This is a genomic window from Paenibacillus sp. J31R98 (assembly GCF_056269245.1).
In genome coordinates this window covers 283,299-302,966 of the sequence record NZ_JBWDNO010000002.1, presented here as the reverse complement: position 1 = coordinate 302,966, position 19,668 = coordinate 283,299, and the positions used below count along the sequence as shown (strand labels likewise).

Annotated in this window: 21 protein-coding genes; 11 read left to right on the top strand and 10 right to left on the bottom strand. The window is 45.9% G+C overall.

The window, feature by feature from the left end:
• Positions 1–2 precede the first annotated feature (2 nt).
• On the bottom strand, positions 3–539 hold the full coding sequence (locus AC0YNX_RS09780; protein WP_475815501.1) for an NUDIX domain-containing protein: 537 nt from the start codon (positions 537–539) through the stop codon (positions 3–5).
• Positions 540–700: 161 nt separating this feature from the next.
• On the opposite strand from AC0YNX_RS09780, the gene AC0YNX_RS09775 reads away from it, so the two are divergent.
• On the top strand, positions 701–1,366 hold the full coding sequence (locus AC0YNX_RS09775) for an MgtC/SapB family protein (protein ID WP_475815500.1): 666 nt from the start codon (positions 701–703) through the stop codon (positions 1,364–1,366).
• 48 nt (positions 1,367–1,414) lie between these two features.
• On the opposite strand, the gene AC0YNX_RS09770 is transcribed toward AC0YNX_RS09775, so the two are convergent.
• Both AC0YNX_RS09770 and mraY read right to left on the bottom strand, forming a co-directional pair.
• On the bottom strand, positions 1,415–2,008 hold the full coding sequence (locus AC0YNX_RS09770; protein WP_475815499.1) for a TetR/AcrR family transcriptional regulator: 594 nt from the start codon (positions 2,006–2,008) through the stop codon (positions 1,415–1,417).
• 112 nt (positions 2,009–2,120) lie between these two features.
• On the bottom strand, positions 2,121–3,071 hold the full coding sequence (gene mraY, locus AC0YNX_RS09765) for a phospho-N-acetylmuramoyl-pentapeptide-transferase (RefSeq protein ID WP_475815498.1): 951 nt from the start codon (positions 3,069–3,071) through the stop codon (positions 2,121–2,123).
• A gap of 261 nt (positions 3,072–3,332) precedes the next feature.
• Between mraY and AC0YNX_RS09760 the strand changes: the two genes are divergently transcribed.
• Positions 3,333–4,364 (top strand): DUF2332 domain-containing protein, encoded by a 1,032-nt coding sequence (locus AC0YNX_RS09760; RefSeq protein WP_475815497.1) that lies wholly within the window; start codon positions 3,333–3,335, stop codon positions 4,362–4,364.
• Between the two features lie 5 nt (positions 4,365–4,369).
• Positions 4,370–4,897, top strand: a complete 528-nt coding sequence (pyrE, locus tag AC0YNX_RS09755; RefSeq protein WP_475815496.1) for an orotate phosphoribosyltransferase — start codon at positions 4,370–4,372, stop codon at positions 4,895–4,897.
• Between the two features lie 52 nt (positions 4,898–4,949).
• On the opposite strand, the gene AC0YNX_RS09750 is transcribed toward pyrE, so the two are convergent.
• Positions 4,950–5,567: an ankyrin repeat domain-containing protein gene (locus AC0YNX_RS09750; RefSeq protein ID WP_475815495.1), complete on the bottom strand. Its 618-nt coding sequence runs from the start codon at positions 5,565–5,567 to the stop codon at positions 4,950–4,952.
• A gap of 140 nt (positions 5,568–5,707) precedes the next feature.
• Between AC0YNX_RS09750 and AC0YNX_RS09745 the strand changes: the two genes are divergently transcribed.
• Together AC0YNX_RS09745 and AC0YNX_RS09740 are read left to right on the top strand one after the other, a co-directional pair.
• Positions 5,708–6,274: an RNA polymerase sigma factor gene (locus AC0YNX_RS09745; RefSeq protein ID WP_475815494.1), complete on the top strand. Its 567-nt coding sequence runs from the start codon at positions 5,708–5,710 to the stop codon at positions 6,272–6,274.
• Positions 6,271–7,788, top strand: a complete 1,518-nt coding sequence (locus AC0YNX_RS09740) for an ABC transporter substrate-binding protein (RefSeq protein ID WP_475815493.1) — start codon at positions 6,271–6,273, stop codon at positions 7,786–7,788. The genes AC0YNX_RS09745 and AC0YNX_RS09740 overlap by 4 nt, the downstream gene beginning before the upstream one ends.
• 86 nt (positions 7,789–7,874) lie before the next feature.
• Here AC0YNX_RS09740 and AC0YNX_RS09735 read toward each other — a convergent pair whose 3' ends face one another.
• Positions 7,875–8,477 carry a Gmad2 immunoglobulin-like domain-containing protein gene (locus AC0YNX_RS09735; RefSeq protein WP_475815492.1) on the bottom strand — a complete coding sequence of 201 codons (603 nt, stop codon included), beginning with the start codon at positions 8,475–8,477 and terminating at the stop codon, positions 7,875–7,877.
• Between the two features lie 84 nt (positions 8,478–8,561).
• Between AC0YNX_RS09735 and AC0YNX_RS09730 the strand changes: the two genes are divergently transcribed.
• Positions 8,562–9,149: a hypothetical protein gene (locus tag AC0YNX_RS09730; protein WP_475815491.1), complete on the top strand. Its 588-nt coding sequence runs from the start codon at positions 8,562–8,564 to the stop codon at positions 9,147–9,149.
• A 77-nt stretch (positions 9,150–9,226) separates the two neighbouring features.
• On the opposite strand, the gene AC0YNX_RS09725 is transcribed toward AC0YNX_RS09730, so the two are convergent.
• On the bottom strand, positions 9,227–10,354 hold the full coding sequence (locus tag AC0YNX_RS09725) for an ATP-binding protein (RefSeq protein WP_475815490.1): 1,128 nt from the start codon (positions 10,352–10,354) through the stop codon (positions 9,227–9,229).
• A gap of 375 nt (positions 10,355–10,729) precedes the next feature.
• Entirely contained in the window at positions 10,730–11,416 is a 687-nt protein-coding gene (locus tag AC0YNX_RS09720) for an ABC transporter ATP-binding protein (protein WP_475816214.1), read from the bottom strand.
• Positions 11,417–11,698: 282 nt separating this feature from the next.
• On the opposite strand from AC0YNX_RS09720, the gene AC0YNX_RS09715 reads away from it, so the two are divergent.
• Positions 11,699–12,379: a serine/threonine protein kinase gene (locus tag AC0YNX_RS09715; protein ID WP_475815489.1), complete on the top strand. Its 681-nt coding sequence runs from the start codon at positions 11,699–11,701 to the stop codon at positions 12,377–12,379.
• 121 nt (positions 12,380–12,500) lie between these two features.
• Entirely contained in the window at positions 12,501–13,052 is a 552-nt protein-coding gene (locus AC0YNX_RS09710) for an N-acetyltransferase family protein (RefSeq protein ID WP_475815488.1), read from the top strand.
• 72 nt (positions 13,053–13,124) lie between these two features.
• On the opposite strand, the gene AC0YNX_RS09705 is transcribed toward AC0YNX_RS09710, so the two are convergent.
• Both AC0YNX_RS09705 and AC0YNX_RS09700 read right to left on the bottom strand, forming a co-directional pair.
• Positions 13,125–13,898 carry a phytanoyl-CoA dioxygenase family protein gene (locus tag AC0YNX_RS09705; protein WP_475815487.1) on the bottom strand — a complete coding sequence of 258 codons (774 nt, stop codon included), beginning with the start codon at positions 13,896–13,898 and terminating at the stop codon, positions 13,125–13,127.
• A 608-nt stretch (positions 13,899–14,506) separates the two neighbouring features.
• Entirely contained in the window at positions 14,507–15,658 is a 1,152-nt protein-coding gene (locus AC0YNX_RS09700) for an outer membrane protein assembly factor BamB family protein (protein WP_475815486.1), read from the bottom strand.
• Between the two features lie 166 nt (positions 15,659–15,824).
• Between AC0YNX_RS09700 and AC0YNX_RS09695 the strand changes: the two genes are divergently transcribed.
• Positions 15,825–15,965 carry a hypothetical protein gene (locus AC0YNX_RS09695; RefSeq protein WP_475815485.1) on the top strand — a complete coding sequence of 47 codons (141 nt, stop codon included), beginning with the start codon at positions 15,825–15,827 and terminating at the stop codon, positions 15,963–15,965.
• Between the two features lie 793 nt (positions 15,966–16,758).
• Positions 16,759–17,286, top strand: coding sequence for an AAA family ATPase (locus AC0YNX_RS09690; protein ID WP_475815484.1), 528 nt, complete (start codon positions 16,759–16,761; stop codon positions 17,284–17,286).
• A gap of 165 nt (positions 17,287–17,451) precedes the next feature.
• On the opposite strand, the gene AC0YNX_RS09685 is transcribed toward AC0YNX_RS09690, so the two are convergent.
• Positions 17,452–17,946 carry a hypothetical protein gene (locus AC0YNX_RS09685; protein WP_475815483.1) on the bottom strand — a complete coding sequence of 165 codons (495 nt, stop codon included), beginning with the start codon at positions 17,944–17,946 and terminating at the stop codon, positions 17,452–17,454.
• A gap of 213 nt (positions 17,947–18,159) precedes the next feature.
• On the opposite strand from AC0YNX_RS09685, the gene AC0YNX_RS09680 reads away from it, so the two are divergent.
• On the top strand, positions 18,160–19,641 hold the full coding sequence (locus AC0YNX_RS09680) for an aldehyde dehydrogenase family protein (protein WP_475815482.1): 1,482 nt from the start codon (positions 18,160–18,162) through the stop codon (positions 19,639–19,641).
• Positions 19,642–19,668: the final 27 nt, after the last annotated feature.

Here is a 19,668-nt window from a genome sequence, read left to right as displayed (position 1 = left end):
TTCTAGCTTCGGCTCTGTTGATAAAGCTCCATCGTCCTGCGACTTCCTTGTCTACCTTCTGCAATTGGAGGGAAATCCTCAAGACGGTATATCTTTACGCGTCCTTCATCGCTATCCGTTATATGGCCCGCCACAGCCCTAGCTTCGTAATAAAAGCTTGCCATTGGACCAGGGTACTTGTTATTTTTCTTGAATTCCCATCCGAGGCATCGCGTAATTTCAACTTGAATCCCTGTTTCTTCATACGCTTCCCGGATAGCCGCTTCCTCCGGTGATTCACCATACTCGGCATGTCCGCCTGGAAGCGCGGCTGGATAATCCTTAGGCGCGTTATGGGGTAATATCGCAACTATACCATCATCGGTAGTGATGAGAATAACCACGCCAATTGCACTTGTAGGATAGTGAACCCATTTGCAATCGGGGCAGCACATTCGCTCGATATGATCATCGTTTATCACTGACTTTACTAGCTCGCTCCGGCACATTGGACAGAATTGATAACGCAAACGCGGCAAAACAAGGTCTGGATAATTCATATGAACCTCTCCTTTGGAAAGCGAAGTTGTCCCTATAAACGTATCACCTTTTTTTGGAAAATAAAAGGCAGCCGTTTCGTTTCGGCTGCTTTTTCATTGATCGAATTTGTTTAATTAAAAGGAGAGGGATTAACGGAGAGCAGCTTAAAGGAGGAAGTAGGATGCAATATGGTTTCTTATTACGTGTCGTCTTAGCCGGTGTTTGCGGAGCGATTATTGGTTATGAGCGGAAGAACAGAATGAAAGAAGCGGGGATTAGAACGCATTTTGTCGTAGCTGCTGGTGCGGCGCTAATGATGTTAATTTCCAAATACGGCTTTGGTGATATGACGGGTAAGAGCGGCATTGCCCTCGATCCATCGCGAATTGCGGCTCAAGTAGTCAGCGGTGTTGGTTTTCTTGGGGCAGGAATGATCTTCATGCAACGGCAGACGGTTAAGGGACTGACAACGGCTGCGGGGGTATGGTTGACTGCTGGGATCGGCATGGCCATTGCTGCTGATCTTTATATATTAGGTATTGGTACGACCGTTCTGATTCTGTTTGCGCAGAAGCTGCTGCATAGCAAGAATAATTGGCTTGCAGCTCCTAAGACCGAGCAGATCTCCATCCGATTGAATAATGAGCCTGATGTCATTACGTACATTCTGGATTTTCTTAAAGCCAGAGAAATCACAATCATCCATTTCCATACGGAAAAGCTGAAGGATCTTTCCGAGCTCGTCCTCGACATTACCATTAGATTGCCTGTTCATTTTGAAATCGAGAAGCTTCTGCCCCTTATACAAGATGTCCCATCCGTGACAGTTGTTGAAGTTCAATCGTAATCTTTCATATACAGTAATAAAGAGACCAGTGCGGAAACCGCTCTGGTCTTATTTTTCCGGATGGAGCACGTTATCCAGGGGGCTCTTAAGTACGATCCGGCTCATTAATACAGCCAGTTCTTCAGGCGTAAGATTCATATCCGACTGAATCCATCTCACGAGAATGCCGAGATTGCCGTGAATGGCGCTTTCAATCAAATAGTCTTTCTTAATACGTTCAGTCCCATGGATTGTAGATAAATAATGCTGCAACCGGTTATTCACGTTTTCTCTAATCAATTCGAGAAATCCTTCACGGAACTGAGGACGGCTGTGAGGTCCAGTCAGGATTTTGAACAACTTATGGTGCTTCGCGATATAGTGGTAGATCGGAATGAAGAACTGCAGAAACTCTCCTTCATGAGGAGAAAGGAAGTAATTCTTTCCAGACTTGCTGAAACTTTCCATAGCGGTTAAATGTTCTTGCTCGATGCTTGTGATTAAGTCATCAAGATTGAAAAAATGGAGATAGAAAGTCCCCCGATTGATGCCTGCTTGTTCCGTTAATGCCTTGATATGAATCCGTTCGACCGGCTGGCTTTCATATAATCTGAGGAACGTCTCGATGATATGAGTGCGTGTATGCGTAGCAGATATGTGCATAAGAAACGAACCTCATCTTCGTTCATTGGATTGCGGAGCTTCGTATTACAATTAGCCCGCATGAAACATTGGTAGTAGGATACCACATCCATGCATTCAAAACTACACGCTTCTAAAATGCATATTTCCAAATCAGCCAGCAAATGAGAACAGACGCCCAAGAAACGAAGCCGAAGATCATGACGATCGTATTCTCGCTCCAACCATATTTGATACTAAAATGATAATGAATCGGTGCCATTCTAAATAACCGCTTTCTCGTGCGTTTATAGTACCAGACTTGCAGAATGACCGATAATTGCTCAGCGAGATAAACGGAGAACAAGATCGGAATCAATAGCTCCACTTTCTCTATGACCGCCAAGATGGATAGTGAGCCTCCGATGGCAAGTGATCCGGTGTCCCCCATGAAGGCTTTGGCAGGGAAGATGTTGTAGAGGAATAATCCTAGCAGGCAGCCGATCATGACGAGCGAGAAGGTCCGTACCTCCGGCTTGTCCGAGATGAGAAAGAAGAAGAAATACGTTGGAATCGCAACATTAATTAATAATCCGTCCAAACCATCCGTGAAATTGATGGCATTGGCTGAACCGACGACGAATAAGGAGAGGATGACGACATAGATATAGACGGGCAAGTGGAGCTGAGAGCCATGAAACAGCGATATATCGCTCGTTAGTCCAAACGAACGGAACAACACGATGAAGAGGATAGCGGTGATCGCGAATTGAAAGACTAGTTTCGTCCGGCTGGAAATGCCCTGCGGGTCCTGCCATGCAGCCTTCTTGATATCATCCATGAAACCAATCGAGCTGAATAAAATAAACGTGACGCACAAGAAAATCATCAGAGGCGCAGGAGAGAAGTTCAAAGAAGAGATGACTCCGATTAGCAGGATCAGGCCTGCCATCAATGGTGTACCTCGCTTAGCTTGATGGTCGGGAGGCAATTCAGCTCGAATAGGTTGAGTCAGCTTCAAGGTGCGAAGTCCCCATATGAGCAGCGGAGTTAGTACAACCACAAGCATAAAAGAAATGCCCGATATACCTAAGATTGCGTTCATGCCAAAGCTCCTTTACCGAATAGATTTACATTGGCTGCATAACGCTCTGATGTCTTGTACTCAACTTTAACGAAGTGTTGATTCTCTTTAAATAGAAGCTTTTTTCGGTATTATTTCATATTTTTGGGAATCGTGAGTGAGTCGAAGCTATGAGTAAGACAGCTCAATAAATAATATCTATATAGTTAATAAAATATATGAAGTTTTGTTTATTGGATGGCGATGCTATCATAACATTATCTGGAAAAGGTGGTGACCGAGGTGGACAGTTTGGAATTGCTATCGGAACGCTTTAGAAATTTTGCAGAGAGGGAGTGTAAGGATTCGAGCCCTCTTTATGAACAGCTTGCTAGAGGCGTTGCGAATGACCCGAAGCTGCTTCAATTGGCAGCGAATTCGAGACCAGGACAGCCTGTACCTAACGTCTTCCTAGGGGCAGTTCATCACTTATTATTAAGTGGGATCGAACATGAGCTAGCCACATATTACGCCAGCATTGCAGACGAACCAAGAGAGCCTACTAAGGCAATTCATTGCTTCAGTGACTTTTGCAAGCAGTATGAGAATGAGCTTATTCAGCTCCTCCAGGGCAAGCTGGTTCAAACAAACGAAGTGAGACGCTGCGCGTACCTGTACCCTAGCTTTTGCCGCATCTACTCGATTACGCAGAAACCTCTAGCACTCATAGAGATAGGCACAAGTGCAGGCTTGCAGCTTCTATGGGACCAATATCGTTACTCCTATAAACCGAACGCAACTTATGGAGCGACGCCATCGTCCCTAGAAATAACCGCAGAGATTCTAGGCGATACAACGCCATTCGTATGCAAAGATAGCCCACCAGTCTCGCGCAGAATCGGACTGGATTTGCACGTGAATGACTTGAATGACCCTGAAGATTATTTTTGGCTAAAAGCATTGATCTGGCCTGAGCATCATGAACGGAATTCCTACTTCGAGCAGGCTGCCGATTGCCTAAGATCCCATTCCCTTGAATTATTCGAAGGAGATGGGGTAGCACTGTTGCCGAATATCGTCGCTACGATTTCTGAGGAGTCAACTCTATGTATATTTCATACGCATGTAGCCAATCAGATCGCCTCCGACTCGAAGATTAATTTGATTGAATACGTCAAGTCGGTAGGTAAAGTACGGGACGTGTTCCACCTGTATAACAATATGTGGGACCTCGATCTTCATCTCGATTATTACGTGAATGGGATCGAACACAGTGAAACGTTGGCAGAAACGGATGGCCATGGTCGTTGGTTTAAGTGGAAGGTGGGAGATTGAATCAAATGGAAAAGAGAGACTTGGCACAAGCGATTTATAATACCGCACATTTAACAGGAACTTTTAAGCTTAGGTCTGGAAAAGTGTCTAATGATTATTTTGATAAATATTTGTTTGAATCGAATCCGCTGCTATTGAGTCAAATTGCAGATTGTCTAGCAGAGCTAGTCCCGGAAGGTACGGAGGTGCTGGCTGGACTCGAGATGGGAGGAATCCCTATTGCGACCGCATTATCGCTCAAGACAGGAATTCCAGCTGCTTTCGTTAGAAAGAAAGCGAAGGAATACGGAACGAGTAAATTAGCGGAAGGCAAAGATATCAGAGGGAAAAATGTTTGTATCATTGAAGATGTCGTAACGACTGGCGGGCAAATATTGTTGAGCGCGCAGGAGCTAATCGATTGCGGAGCCGTTGTAAATCATGTAATATGTGTCATCGAACGAGAACAACAAGGACGAGAGAATTTGGAACGTTCAGGACTGTCATTCCGGTCACTGTTTAAGATGGAAGACCTCATGGAGACAAGCTCATGATATGGAGAGGCTGCCAATAATATGGCAGCCTCTTGTTGCGATGATGGTAGAATTACGACAGAATGTTAACTAGCTCGGTAAAGCCTCTATTACTAGCATGTTCTATTGGCAATATGCGATTTCTGTCGGCTATTTGTTTATCCGCTCCGTATTCAAGCAGTAACTTTACTATTTCTTGTTGGTTTCTTCCTCCGTCTGAGAGGACAATGGCTTCTAATAATGCAGTCCAACCAGGCTTATTGACGTGATTGACACTAACATTCGTTTTCTCGAGCAGCACTCTGACGACCTCTACATGACCTCTTTCACAGGCGGGAATTAAAGCTGTTCCGCCATACCCGTTTAAGATGGTCATATCCGGATTGGAGCTTTCAATCAACAGACGAACAATATCGACATAGCCTTTAACACTAGCAATCATAATTGGCGTATTGTCTATTTCATCGCTTGGAATATTGATATTCGCACCTAGGTCAAGAAATAGCTTTACGAGTTCATAATAATTATTGTCGGTTGCGATCAGGATTCCGGTTCTCTTATTGTCATCTGTTAGATTGATAGGAATTCCGAGATCCAGCTGATATTTTACCGCTGCAAGATCGCCACTCTCGATGGCGGTAAAGTAGTTGATTTCATCAGGTTTCGTTAGTGAAGCATCAGTGTTGTTCATCCCAATTGGAGCCCCTTTCTTGATATATTTTCATATTTTAGCATGCTTTTTCCTGGATGGCCTACAAACAACGAAATATTTTTTTGCGAATGAGGGAACCAAATCCATTCTCAATCGTCTACTTCACGAGGTGAACATTCTTGCAGTTTGATTACTTGAAGCATGTGACAGGCGGCTTGGATCGTCATGCCGTAATAAATGAGCTGATGCTGGCGTACGGCAAAGATGTCTGGAACTTCGCCTATTTCTTGACGAATCGTAGAGAGCTGGCTGACGACATCGCTCAGGACGTTTTTGTGAAAGTGTTTGAACGTTTATACGAATTCCGATGGCAATCGTCTGTCAAAACATGGCTGCTTGCCATCACCCGCAACACGGCGCGCGACGCGTTGCGGTCGTCATGGATACGTAAAGTCATACTGATGGCAAAATCAACGGAAGACTCGCGGAAGGTGCAATCGGCAGAGCGAGAGACGATGGATCGAATGATGACCGATGAAATATGGTCAATTGTGTTGAAGCTGCCGCGCAAGCTGCGCGAAGTGCTTCTGCTTAGCAGTCATTATGGACTCTCGATGAAAGAAATGGCAGACATGCTTGAAGTATCGCCCGGCACAGTCAAGTCTCGGCTTCACCGGGCGCGCACTGCAGTCAATCGGAGTCTTCGCGAAGAAGAGTTATTGGCCGGGGAGGAAGAATGGACATGAAAGATCCGGTACCTAATTGGGAACGCCGGCTTACGGGTTCACCACCGATTAAGAATGGGTTCACCTCAAACTTAGAACAGAATGTGAGGGAACGCATTCGTATGAGGACGACACCACGTAGATTTGTTTTTCGAATGACGGCAGCGGCACTGAGTGTAATTATATTGCTAGGTTTCTGGTGGTTCCGCGGGGATCTAGATCAACTACATAGGAAGCTGAGTACGGATACTACACCGTTATCGAGTACCGGCAATAATTTCGTAAGTCTTACTTCCGCGTTGAAGGTTCAGAAGTTCTCGGATATTCCTTTCGAAGAAACGATTGAGAAGCCATATCTGGCTAAGCATCCGTCGCTACACATTGACGTCATAAGTGCTTCGCTTGATGAGTATAAAGATGCAGCATCATTTATAAGTTGGATGGACGTGCAGAAGCCAGACGTCGTACAAGTTCCAATCGGGATTTATGCTGAGCTTGTAGAACAAGGTAAGCTGAAGGCACTTGATTCGACGATCGCTTCTTCACACTTTGACTTGGATTCACTCCACCAGCCATTAATTCAGCTGCTCCGAGCTGCCGGTCATGGTGAGCTATTCGGATTAGCTAACGAATTTGCTTCATCTGGACTCTACATCAATGAGGATCTCTTCCGAAAATACGATATTCCAATTCCTAGAGACGGGATGACGATGGGAGAGGTGTTGCAAACGGCTGCTCGATTTAAAGGAACCGGTGCCTATGGTCTTGGATCGATGTCTCTTGGTGATCCGTTTCGGCTTGTATCTTTTATCGGTCAGTCCCAAGGATTGTCCTTATTAGAACACAAGAGTAAGGAAGAAGCCTATACATTCAGCAACGGTTGGAGCGGCGTATGGAAACAGGTCGCCGATGGTTATCAGGACGGATGGATCGCAAATGAACGGTCAGATCCAGCGTATAACGATAACAAGTCGGTTGATGAGCTGGCTAACCAAAGCTTGTTCGTACAAGGTAAAGTTGCAATGGAACTTGGTTCGAGCTTCTTTTACAGCAATCTAAAGTATTATGATGCACATATGAATCGGAACTTGCATTGGTCTACCCGAACGGTAGAGCTTCCTTCGTCGGCGACGAATCAGGGGCAGTACTTGAATCCAGGCCTCGTCTACGCGATTAATGCTGCATCCGATAAGCAGGATGCCGCTTGGCATTTAATTGCGTATATTGCGGGGAACGATAACAAGAGAAATACGCAATTTTACAACTTTGAAGATACGTATATAGGGCTTTCAGCACGAGAGGAGAATATGAAGGAACTGCCTGCAACTCAGTGGAGAGCTTTCTATGAGGCGAAGGTGGACCCGGTTAAAGTGCTAGAGAGCGTACGAGGCTACAATGATCCAGTATATCAGGAAACAGTTGCGCGGTTAAATGAGCTTGCGAGCAAGCAGCTCGATGCCGTTACGGATGGCAAGATTACCGCCGATGCGGCTTTCCAACAGCTGCAGGATCAACTAGATCAATCGTTACGTTGAAACTGTTCAGGTTCAACGAACGAGATACACATAAATGCAGCCGACCATGGAGTGGTCGGCTGCATTTCATTGTTATACGGATCGTTCTACGCCCCGAACGTCTCCAGCGGAATATTCAATATATTCACCTTGCTACCGTCCTTGGCACTATACTCGAACAGCTGCAGCATCAACGTGCCGTTCGCTGGAATCTTATTGGCTGGAATGGTGATATTCAGCTTGAAAGGCGACCAAGCCGGTGCGCCTTCGCTCAGCATGTAGTTTTTCTCCAGCAAATAATTATGCCCGTCCTCTACGGCATAGCTCATCATCGCTTCGAAAACTCTGCCTTCGCCCGTTACCGTATATTTGCCTCCGCTCCCCGTGACCTGCACGTTGCGGAATGCATTGTTCTGGATCGGTCCGCCGCCGCCGTACGTAATGATGACCCGTCTCTGAGCGCTATCCCAGCCGACATTCGCGCCTAGCAGATCGCCGACCGCTCGCAGCGGCACATACGTGCTTCCCTTATAGTTCATCACCGGCAGCTGATCGCTCTCATAGGTAGACCCGTTGACTTCAATGGAATAAGGCGCCTCACCAAGCACAAATTGCTTCACTGTCGCAGCCATCGTTGGCATTGCCAGCATGAGCATGCAACCGCTAAGGAGACCAACTACGAATCCGCGAACTCCACGCAGGTTTTTCATCACTTCACCCTCTTTTCTTATGGTATTATAAGGTAATAATTCTTGCTTATCTTCTCTAGTGTGTAATCCATAATTGGAGGTATAATGATGAATTTTGAATACATAACACACTGCTATAATACTGTGCCCTTTCGAAGTTTATCTGCACTGTCAAAGCCTGATGCGCTAAGAGTAATGGAAGATTTGTGCGATGACTCCCCCTTCTTCGAGAGATTCAAGGAGCCGCATCAATATTGGGAAAACCGCTTAGAAACAGAAGCTTGGTTAAAATCAGCATTTGTTCAAAAAGGAGGCAAGCCCAGAGATCGATATCCTTTGTATTCCGTACTTGGTTCAGCAACTTGGATAGAGAATTATTCATTATCTGCTGATATAGCTATTGATATGCTTCAAATGCCACTTTCATTATTTAGTGAGGATGATATAAGCTTCACATTACCGGACAGTATGGTTTCATATTGGATCGCAAGAGATCAACCAGAAGCATTTTACCATCCTAGCTATCATGGGCAAGTGTTCACATTAACTGAAATAAGATCACTTATTACAACTGAGCTAATGGACAGCATAGAATCCATGCACCCGGCAGGTACAATCCCGTACGTCGAAGCGCAGATTTGGAATCATGAAATTGCGTGGAAATACTACTCTAACCAAATGGGTTCCATCTAAATATTATTTAGACCCGCAGGGTGATGCTCTGCGGGTCTTATTTCAGTTGAAGTATCAGGTCGGATGGTTGTATACATCTATGATTGCTGTGTCAATGGCAGCGTGATGTAATACGTGGTTCCGGCACCTTCTTTGCTTCGGACCTCGATCTTGCCGTTCATGCTCCGAATGACGCTGAAGATGACCATGGTTCCGAGACCAGTGCCTTTATCCTTGGTCGTGTAATAAGGCGAACCTAGCCGGTTAACCTGTTCCTCGTTCATGCCAATGCCAGTGTCGGTGATAATGATGGTGACGGTACGGCTAGGCTCACTGACCGAGTACGTCAGGGTCAGGACTCCTCCGCGGGGCATCGCCTCAATGGCGTTCTTGCCAATATTAATGATGGCTTGTCTGAACTTGGACTTGCTGCCGTACACCGTTGCTGGGAGCGGGATGGCCGTGACAATCTCGACATTCTGCAAATTCGCGTAGGAGCTGAGGATCTGAGATGCCTTGGTGAGCGCTTCTTCCAGGAGGATCGGTTCAAGCTTCTCACTTTGCGGCTTGGCGAGCGATAAGTAATCTGAAATAATCGATTCCGCCCGGTCCAGCTCCTCGAGCGTAATGGCCGAGAACTCTTTACGCTTTCGTTCGTTAAGTGCCGAGTCGGACAACAATTGGATGAAGCCTCGGACGGACGTTAACGGGTTGCGGACTTCATGCGCGACTGATGCTGCGATTTCGCTGACGACCTTCATTTTCTCCGCTTGGATGATTTCCTCTTGCATCCGATTCTGTGCGCGAATCATTTCAATCATAAACACCAGCATCACCGCCATCGTGCACTGGACGAAGATGATGGGCAGAGTCGGAAGGAACGAATCAATAAAGAATGAAGTATTGCCTTCAAGCAGAGCGTACAAATTGACGACCGTCAAACGGAGAAAGAAACACATGCCGAGAACAAGCAGCATTCTTGTCTTGGCGCTGGCGATCTCGAACTTCTTGAAGAGGAATAGCAGCAGAATAATTGTTGGCAGCAGTGAGAGGAAGTAATGAAACAGATTGATGTCGCCTAAGATTTGCCGATACGCAAGAAGGCTGCCGAATAAGAGCAGCATCGTATAAATACCACCGTAGAGGGAGCCGATCAAGAGCGGAATTCCCCTTAAATCAAGCACAGAGCCATAGATTTTGATCGGAAAAGTCATCGTAATAATCATGGGAATGAGAAACAAAACGTATAAGAAGAGAGGATGCTTGTCTTTATAGAAAGGACGGTAAAAAATTAAAGGCAGGAAAATGATGAACGCATTGAGGAGTAAGTCGGAATGTGAGAGCATGGGGCTCTGTTCCTTTCGTGAGTAATTGACATTATTTTCGAGAAACGTGTGGCTATTTCCTTCAAACTGGTAATTATTTTTTTACAAGAACTCCGCCGAGAGCACATATACGTTCTCTCAGCGGCCCGAGAGAGGCGAAAATTACACGAAATAAAAGAATAGCGGTAGTCTAGGACGTTATCGATCACTCCTAGACTACCGCTATTCTTTTATATAGCCTCTGTTGCGAAAACATCTTGCCCGGGTAAGAAGAGGTTAACGTCCGGCAATCTGTTCCGGCTTAGACGAATCGCTCGAAATTTGTCCGTCCTGCACTTTGATGATCCGTTGTGCGTGCGCGGCTATCGCCGGATCGTGCGTTATCAAGATAATTGTGCGGCCAAGCGCGTTCATGTTCTTCATCAATTCCAAAATTTCGAGTCCGGTCTGTGTATCCAGAGAGCCCGTAGGTTCATCGGCGAGCAAGATCGGCGGGTCCCCGACGAGTGCGCGGGCAATGGCGACACGCTGCTGCTGGCCGCCAGACATTTCAGGCGGTTTATGCCCTTTGCGTTCTAGCAGATTGACCAGCTCCAGCATTTCAAGTACCTTCTTATGTCGCGTTTTTTTGCTTACCCCTCGATAGATGAGTGGAAGCTCGACGTTCTCATAAGCGCTTAGCCGGGGCAACAGGTTGAATTGCTGAAAAATAAAGCCGATTTTCTTGTTGCGCAGCTCGGCCAACTGGTTCGACCGAAGCTTAGAGACCAATTCGTCTTCGATTGCATAGACGCCTGTATCAGCCACGTCCAGACAGCCCAAGACGTTCATTAGTGTCGATTTGCCCGACCCTGACGGACCGATAATCGCCACGAATTCGCCCTGCGATATCGTGAGATTAATGTTATCCAGCGCTTTAATTGTCTCTCCGCCCATCCGGTAGTGCTTGCTGATATGTTCCATGCGGATCAAGCTCACAGCTCCACCTCACTCCTAAGATGATGATAGCGCTCGTAATGCAAGCATCGACTGCTCCCTATATGCATATTCATGAAGGGTTGGACAACATGAAAACAAGCTTCTCCTGAGTAAGATGCAAAATGCAGTCTACTTGTAACGAGAAAGGATTTAAATCGTATTACCCTTATATAAGGCGACCTACGAAATCAAATTCACCTTCGAATCACGAATCGGAACTAGAATCCTTCGGAGTAAAGAACGCCAAACAAGAAGGAGAGGATCTTTGTGATTGCAGACTGGCAACAAGTCGAGGAAACATTGGGAGATATCGAGGTTGTTGGACATGACAACAATAAGCCTGTTTCAGTCACCGGTTGTGCGGAAGATTTACGCTGCGTAGGTATCGGAACGGATGCCGCGGTCTTTTATCACCCTGAAACCCCGAATTACGCATATAAAGTGTATTCCGATCAGGCGTTAGAGAAGAAGGAAGTTGAGCAACATATATACGGCCGTTTAGAAGGATCACAGTATTTTCCACGATGTTATGGAGCAGGAGACAACTACTTAGTATTGAGTTACGAACAAGGACTGACCTTATATGATTGTCTTCTGCAAGGTATACGCGTGCCGGAGCAAGTCATGCAGGATGTTGAAGATGCGAGGGCGTTTGTCCGTAGTCAGGGGCTGAACCCAAGGGATATTCATCTGAAGAACGTGCTTCTGCAAGATGGAAGAGGGAAGGTTCTTGACGTATCGGAATATATCCAAGAAGGCAACGACAGCCGGTGGGAGCACTTGGTATGGACATATAAGCATTTTTATCCATTGATCAACGAGGTAAAGGTACCTTTGTGGATCTTGGAAACGATAACGAATTGGTATAACCGTATCGATACGGCCAGCTTTGGGATTGAAGATTTCTCTAAACGCGTGAGTCAGCTCTTCCTTGGGAAACGAAAATAAAATAGAAGGCAGCGGGTCAGAATAGACCGGCTGCTTTTGTTCAACTACCGCAGTTTAGCAACATTCGGCAGAAGGTTATAATGTGCATATGGAATGGAGGCGAATTGCTGTGTTAACGCGTATGGCAACAAGAGACGACGCGCCGGCGGTTATTCCGCTGCTGCTCGAGGCGATCGGGGACATCGCGTATTTGCTTACAGGCGCTTCCGATGAGGACGAGGCGGCTGACCGGCTGAGAGAATTCTACAATCAGCCGGGCAATAGGGTCAGCTGCGACAACGTCCTCGTCGCTGAGCAAGACGGGCAGGTCGCGGGCATGCTCGTCGCCTACTCCGGCAATGATGCGCATCAATTGGACGAGCCTTTCCTGGCGCAGCTGCGCCGCCAGTCTCCGTCGATGGCTGACAGCGCAATCGTCAGGGAAGCTCAGGACGGAGAATATTACTTGGATGCGCTGGCTGTCGCGGAGTCTTACCGAGGGCGGGGCATCGCGAAGCTGCTTATGGCTGCGGCCGAGCAGCGTGCAGCCGAGCTCGGGTTCGACCGCACGGCGCTGATCGTAGAAGCCTACAACGATAGAGCTTATAAGCTCTACGCGGCAAGCGGTTATAGCGATGCCGGCACGCTGCGCATCGGAGACAGCGACTACCGCCGCATGGTGAAGTTGATTTAAAGTGCAGGGCGCCCCGATGATTTGTCGGGGCGCCTCTGCATTTTATAAAGTCAATCTACCTCAAAGGCATGATTAGAGGAGCGTAAATTCCGGACTTGTTTGGTTGACATTCGGGTTCTCGCCGCACACCATAAGGCCCATACCCCAGTCGAAGTGCTCGTTGTTAACCGGGGAGTCCGTCGCGCTGCGGTATTGGAACAGCACATTGCGGCGGGTTCGTTCGCTGCGGTTCGCCGGCGAACCGTGTATCGTAAGGTAGTTGAAGAACAGCACGTCACCGGCCTCGGCGATGCAAGGCAAACCGTCAGATACTGGATATTCCTTCGCATTCAAATAATGTTTACCTATGTGCGGCAGAGAACCTTGCTTATGGGAACCCGGGATGACATGAAGACAGCCGTTCTCAAGGTCGGCATCGTCCAGGTGAACGCTCGCCGCCAGCATCGTGTGCTGCTCATGCGGGAAATATGGATGGTCTTGATGCATCGGGAACGCCGCGCCGTTCTCAGGCGGCTTCACCAGCATTTTGGAGTGGTGCAGTTGAACGTTCGGCCCGATGATCTGGGACAGCACCGCTGTCATGTTCGGGTGAGCCAGTGCTCTGAGGAATGATGCGTCGTGATAGTGCACGTCATGGAAACCTTTAAGCACGAGCTTCTTCAGTTCTTCCGGCGGAAGAAAATCGCCCTGCCATTGCGTATTATGATCCATCTTCTCTTTCGCGGCGCGATCGACGATGCCGTTAACCGCTTTGCGCATCTCTGCAACTTCCTCTTGATTGAAAACGCCTTTGACGAGCAAATAGCCATGTTCTTTGTAAAATTCCGCATCTTGAGTTGTTATCATCGTACATTCCTCCAAAGGATATGATCAATTTTTATAGACTAATTGTAGATGCTACAAGGGTTTCCGGTATTTAGATAGAAAAGTCACGTTTTTGTCTTTTCACGCCATCATGGAAAACGCATAATTATTGCCGCCCAACGATAAACGCAATCTGTTCCGAACGGAACCGCTTATTTCAGCACTTTTACGATACGAGCAAGGCGCTTGCCGTTGCTAGGTCAGGTGTCCCTACATAGAAATAAGCTGATGAGAAAGGCTTATAGCTTGTACGGGGATGGTGTAAAATGGATGGCGAACAGTTCACCGCAACTATATTTTTCCATCTGCGTCTCAATTGTATTGGGGGAATACTAGAATGTTCAAATTAAAAGATATAATCATAGGTCTCATCATCTCAGCGGTTTCTCCGTTAGCACTCCTACTTGTTTTCAAGTACAAATCAACAACCGAAGTCGTACATTCGGACGGTTCAGTTACAGTGACAGCGCAATGGATAAGTTTCACTTTCATGTCCTATTTGTTTTCTGTGTTGTATATTTTCATCATATACATGGTAATTAGCACGATAATTAGAGTGTTGAGAAAGAGAAGATAATAGACTCTCATTATTAAAAAGGGATGAACGGGATTGTCGGAGCTTTGACTGCAAACAAAGTACTCGTAGTAGTAGTAACATAGCTTAATACGTACACGCGTTTGTTCGAATCGAGTACAAGCGAGTAGCCTTGCCCGACATTATACTTCCATTTTACAAAGCCATCAGGATTTATAGCGTATAGATAATTATCTAAAGAAAGGATATAGATGGTTCCGTCTGCTCCAACTTGAGGCGCAGCTGTAAGTCTACCTTTCGTTGTAAATTCCCACTTCTGCTTTCCGGTATCCTGGCGAATGGCGTATAGCTTATGATTATCCGATCTCAGATAAATGGTCCCATCATTACCGAAAGTTGGAGATAGTTGGATGTCACTGTTATCGGTCATAAATGTCCATTCCCATTTGGTGTAACCATTGGGCTCATATGCGTAGACTTCATTATCCAATTGTCCGTTATTCGAGACGTGCGAGCCAACATATATGCTGCCGTCCGGCCCGACGACTGGTGTCGTCAAGTGTTTCCCATGGGGATGTTTCCATTTTACAGGTGTGAAAGGGTTAAGGTAGTTTGATGTATTCCGTGAATGGAATTTATACCAACTGTTTGCTCTAACCGGATTGACGGCGATTAAATTATCAGGTTCCGTTACGAGATACACGGTTCCATCTTGCCCGACCGCAGGCGCTGTTAAATGTTCCGGATGACCCAAGTTAAGTAACTCCCATTTCAGATGACCATCGGTAGTAACTGCATGAAGTCCGCGGTAGGTATTTACATATATCGTCCCATCTTTGGCAAAAGCAAGCTTGCTTATGGCGCTGCCATCAAGCTTCAATTTCCATTTAAGCTGTCCATTCTTCGTAATGGCATATAAAAAATCTTTGCCAGCTCCCCAAGTGTTATTCGCGCTCAGGTACACAACGCCATCTGGTCCAACCGTGATCTCCATAAAGTCGGATGAGGGGAAGGGGACTGCATCCGGAATGACGAACGACCAATTGAAAGATCCATCCGATCGAAAGGAGTCCATTTGGAAGCCGTTCTGAATAGATTTGATGACGTATAGGGTTCCGTCCGGTCCAATCGCTAAAGCGTTAACCGATGTATGAACGAGATTTTGCTTCCACAGTAATTTACCAGTTGGAATAATAGTTCTAGCCATTGTAAGGGATGGAAGTGCGAATAAGCTTAGACAAATGATAATGAACGAAAGTCGTCGTACGTATTTCCACATTAGTGAACCTTCCTCTCGTAAACTGGTCGAATCACTTAGCCTTGTCCAGCTTCCTAAGTGTCACTTACCAATTTATGATGGGAGCGCTTCTCCGGTGCGAGCGGTTCTCGCGGACCTCCAATTCGGAGCTGGACAAGGGATTATGAATATCGCGGATTTGTCCATTAATATGGGGCTGCTCATAGTCGTCGTCGATCAGATCGTATTCATGACACGAACGAGGGAGAAGTCATAAATAACAGCACCGCACGACAGAAAGGATGGTTGATATGGCAGTAAGGCTCAAACATCGGAATGGGAGGGCCTGACCCGGTTGGATGAGGAGAACCGCAAACTCCTGGCAGACTCCTACGAAAAACACGCTAAGAGAGATATTATCGCCGTGTGCAGTAGGTTTGGTCAATGGCAAATAAGCATGCTTCCCCGTTATTGCGAATAACATTATGATGTTGCAATCTTCTGTATGTATGAGAAAGGGGCAGGGTTAATGATAGGGTTGAGTCTTAGCCGGGGAAAGAAAAGGATTACAGTGAGGGTGAGAGGTTTGACCGATGAAAACTATAGGAGGTGGTTTTCGTTATGGCTAAAAAGGGATCTGAAGTAGCACCAGCAGATTACAGTGGAATCTAATGAGGCTTGAATATTATTATACTTGACTGTTCCAAAATATGGCTTATACTTGTTACAAATAGCTGAATGGTGGGATATGTGCAGTGATGATGATGATGATGGTGTTTCTGACGGAAATTAAAGGTTAATCTAACCTAATAGCACATGAGCGTGATCTAAGCACTCTACTTATCTTTGTAGGGTAAGCTTTGATATGAGGTTGTTCATGTACTCCGTTATGAATCATATCATCATTACTGCTTTCGTATGAAATGCATTAGGACGGCGATAGCCGGTTCTTCTTAGGCATGAATACGGAATAAAAAGCAGTGGGTGAACGATTGTTCATCCACTGCTTTTCTATTTCCACTCACTATTTTGTTTTCTAGATAATACTTTTGCGAAAAGGTGGACTATATATGGGCAATGAACAAAACTCTCTAATGGAGAAAAAAATACCTTTATTTATTGTTACAGGTTCAAGTGGATCTGGAAAAACCTATGTTATCGATGAGCTTCGAAAAATATTACCTGAATTCAATATCTTTGATATCGATAATCTCCGCGAAGTAGGAATTAATGACGAACAACAAATAAGAGATGTATGGCTTAGGGTTGCACGAAATACTGCTGAAAGTGGACGAATGACAATAATATGTGGAACAGCAATGACATGGGATATTGAAAAATGTGTTGATTACCCTTATTTTAAGCATGTATATTATCTAAATTTACACTGCGAAGATGAAACTCGTGAAAAGCGATTACGTGCAAGAAATTGGCCAGAAGAAATGATTCAGGACTATAAAGAATTTGCAAAATGGTTAGTTGATAATGCAGATAAAGAATATAGCCCACCAATGCCTATTGTCGATACTACGATTAGCGACGTTGCGGTTGTAGCTGCTCAAATTAAAGAATGGGTTCTTCGATACGCACAATCTTAGGTTCAATATTTGCATTGAATGATATCGGTGAACGATGGTACTGGCTCGAAGAGGATTTTGAATCACTAGGAGATGCTTACGATAATAATGATGATGAATTTTTCAACTAACGGGCACTGATTGTGTAACATAAACAGGCTGCCGACACGGCAGCCTGTTTACGTATTATTTAGTACTTTCTTGTTTTGACTTTAAGTAATTCAGAAGTTGATTTCGTTGTTGTTCTGAAATTGCGAAATATTGCTCTCCAGGTAAATACTCCGTATTTTCAAACGAACGTGGAACATCTGTGCTTTCAACAAACCCTGCTGGAGCTCCTTCTCTTAGCCATACAAGATAGTTGAATCCGTTACCTTTTCTGGCATCAATTCGAAACCAGTAATTGGAGTTCCCCGTTTTTCCATTAACCAGTTTCCTGTCATTAAACGGTTGAAGTAGTTGATGCATCGCTTTTCTTGTTTCTTTGTCATTATCAGACAACCATTTTGTTTTAGGGTCTATAGTCCAGCGTGCAATGAGATTATACTGTGAATCAAAAACGCGAACATTGAAAACTTCATTACCAATTAGCTTGGGGTATTTGTTTATGTAGCTGAGAGTACTCAAACCGATAAGACTAAGAAACGCAATCACTCCTATAGTCCAAAGCCATTTTTTCATATTCATAATCTACCTTTTCTTATACTGATACTCATTATTGAATTCTAATAGCAAGTAATATTTTTATACAATCTACAAATATTGGAGTAAGAAAGGATAGCTTAATAGCTATCAGAAACTTGCGTTACTTGCCAAGTTATTAAATGGGACATTCCCCCATATATTTGTGAGTGAAGTGAAAAATATAAGCTCAAAATGGAGGGATGTCAACAAATGGCACAGGAAGTTAAAGTCAATCAATCGATTGAAAATCAACTCAAACAGCCACAGCTCATCTTCATCAATGGTCAATTTGTACATTCGGCAGATGGCCAAACATTCATAAGCTATAACCCAGCAACAGGAGAGCCGCTAGCGCAGGTGCATGAAGGCAAGGAAGAGGATATTAACCGGGCCGTTTCTGCAGCAAGACAGGCTTTTGAGAATGGTCCTTGGCGTACGATGAGCGCCTCTGAGCGTGGTCGCCTCTTGTTTAAGCTTGCCGATTTAATTGAAGCAAACCGCGAAGAGATTGCGCAGCTCGAGTCGCTAGACAACGGAAAACCAATCCGCGAAACGCGAGCAGCCGATCTTCCGCTTGCGATAGATCATTTCCGCTATTACGGGGGATGGGCAACCAAAATTACAGGACAAACGATTCCAGTTGCCGGTGAGTATTTCAACTACACTCGCCATGAGCCTGTCGGAGTAGTCGGACAAATCATTCCATGGAACTTCCCGCTGTTAATGGCGGCCTGGAAACTGGGTCCCGCCCTTGCTGTGGGTTGCACCGTCGTTTTGAAGCCAGCAGAACAAACGCCGCTGTCCGCACTTTATTTGGCAAGGCTCATTCAAGAAGCCGGTTTTCCGGACGGCGTCGTTAACATTGTCCCGGGCTTTGGCGAAACGGCAGGTCAGGCGCTTGTCAACCACCCTGACGTGAACAAAATCGCCTTCACTGGATCCACGGAGGTCGGTAAACTTATCGCACGACAAGCGGCGGACAGTGTCAAACGTGTCACGCTGGAGCTTGGCGGTAAATCACCGAACATTATTTTGCCGGATGCAGATCTCTCCCGTGCCATCCCAGGCGCGCTATCTGGCGTGATGTTTAACCAAGGACAAGTGTGCTGCGCAGGCAGCCGTGTATATGTGCAGAAGAAAGCGTATGACAATGTGGTTGCGGACATGGCCTCCTACGCAGCAAAAATCAAGCAAGGACCCGGCATTCACGCGGATACGGAAATAGGCCCGCTTGTGTCGCTGGAGCAGCAGCAGAAAGTGCTTGGCTATATTCGTCAAGGACGTGTAGAAGGCGCTGAGCTTGTTTGCGGTGGAGAGGATCGCTTCGATGCAGGCTACTACGTCAAACCGACGATCTTTGCAGCCGTTGACGAATCGATGACCATTGCCCGCGAAGAGATCTTTGGTCCGGTTATATGTGCGATTCCGTATGAATCCATCGATGATGTAATCGATCGCGCCAATAACAGTGAATACGGACTTGCCGCTGGGCTTTGGACCGAGAATCTTAAAAATGCGCACTACGTAGCCAACCGTCTCCGCGCCGGGACGGTGTGGGTCAACTGTTATAACGTGTTTGACGCCGCATCTCCGTTTGGCGGCTATAAACAATCTGGTATCGGGCGCGAGATGGGAGACTATGCACTTCGCAATTACACCGAAGTCAAGAGTGTTTGGATTAATATGCAATAACAATAAGAGCTTTGGCGATGCCGCCAA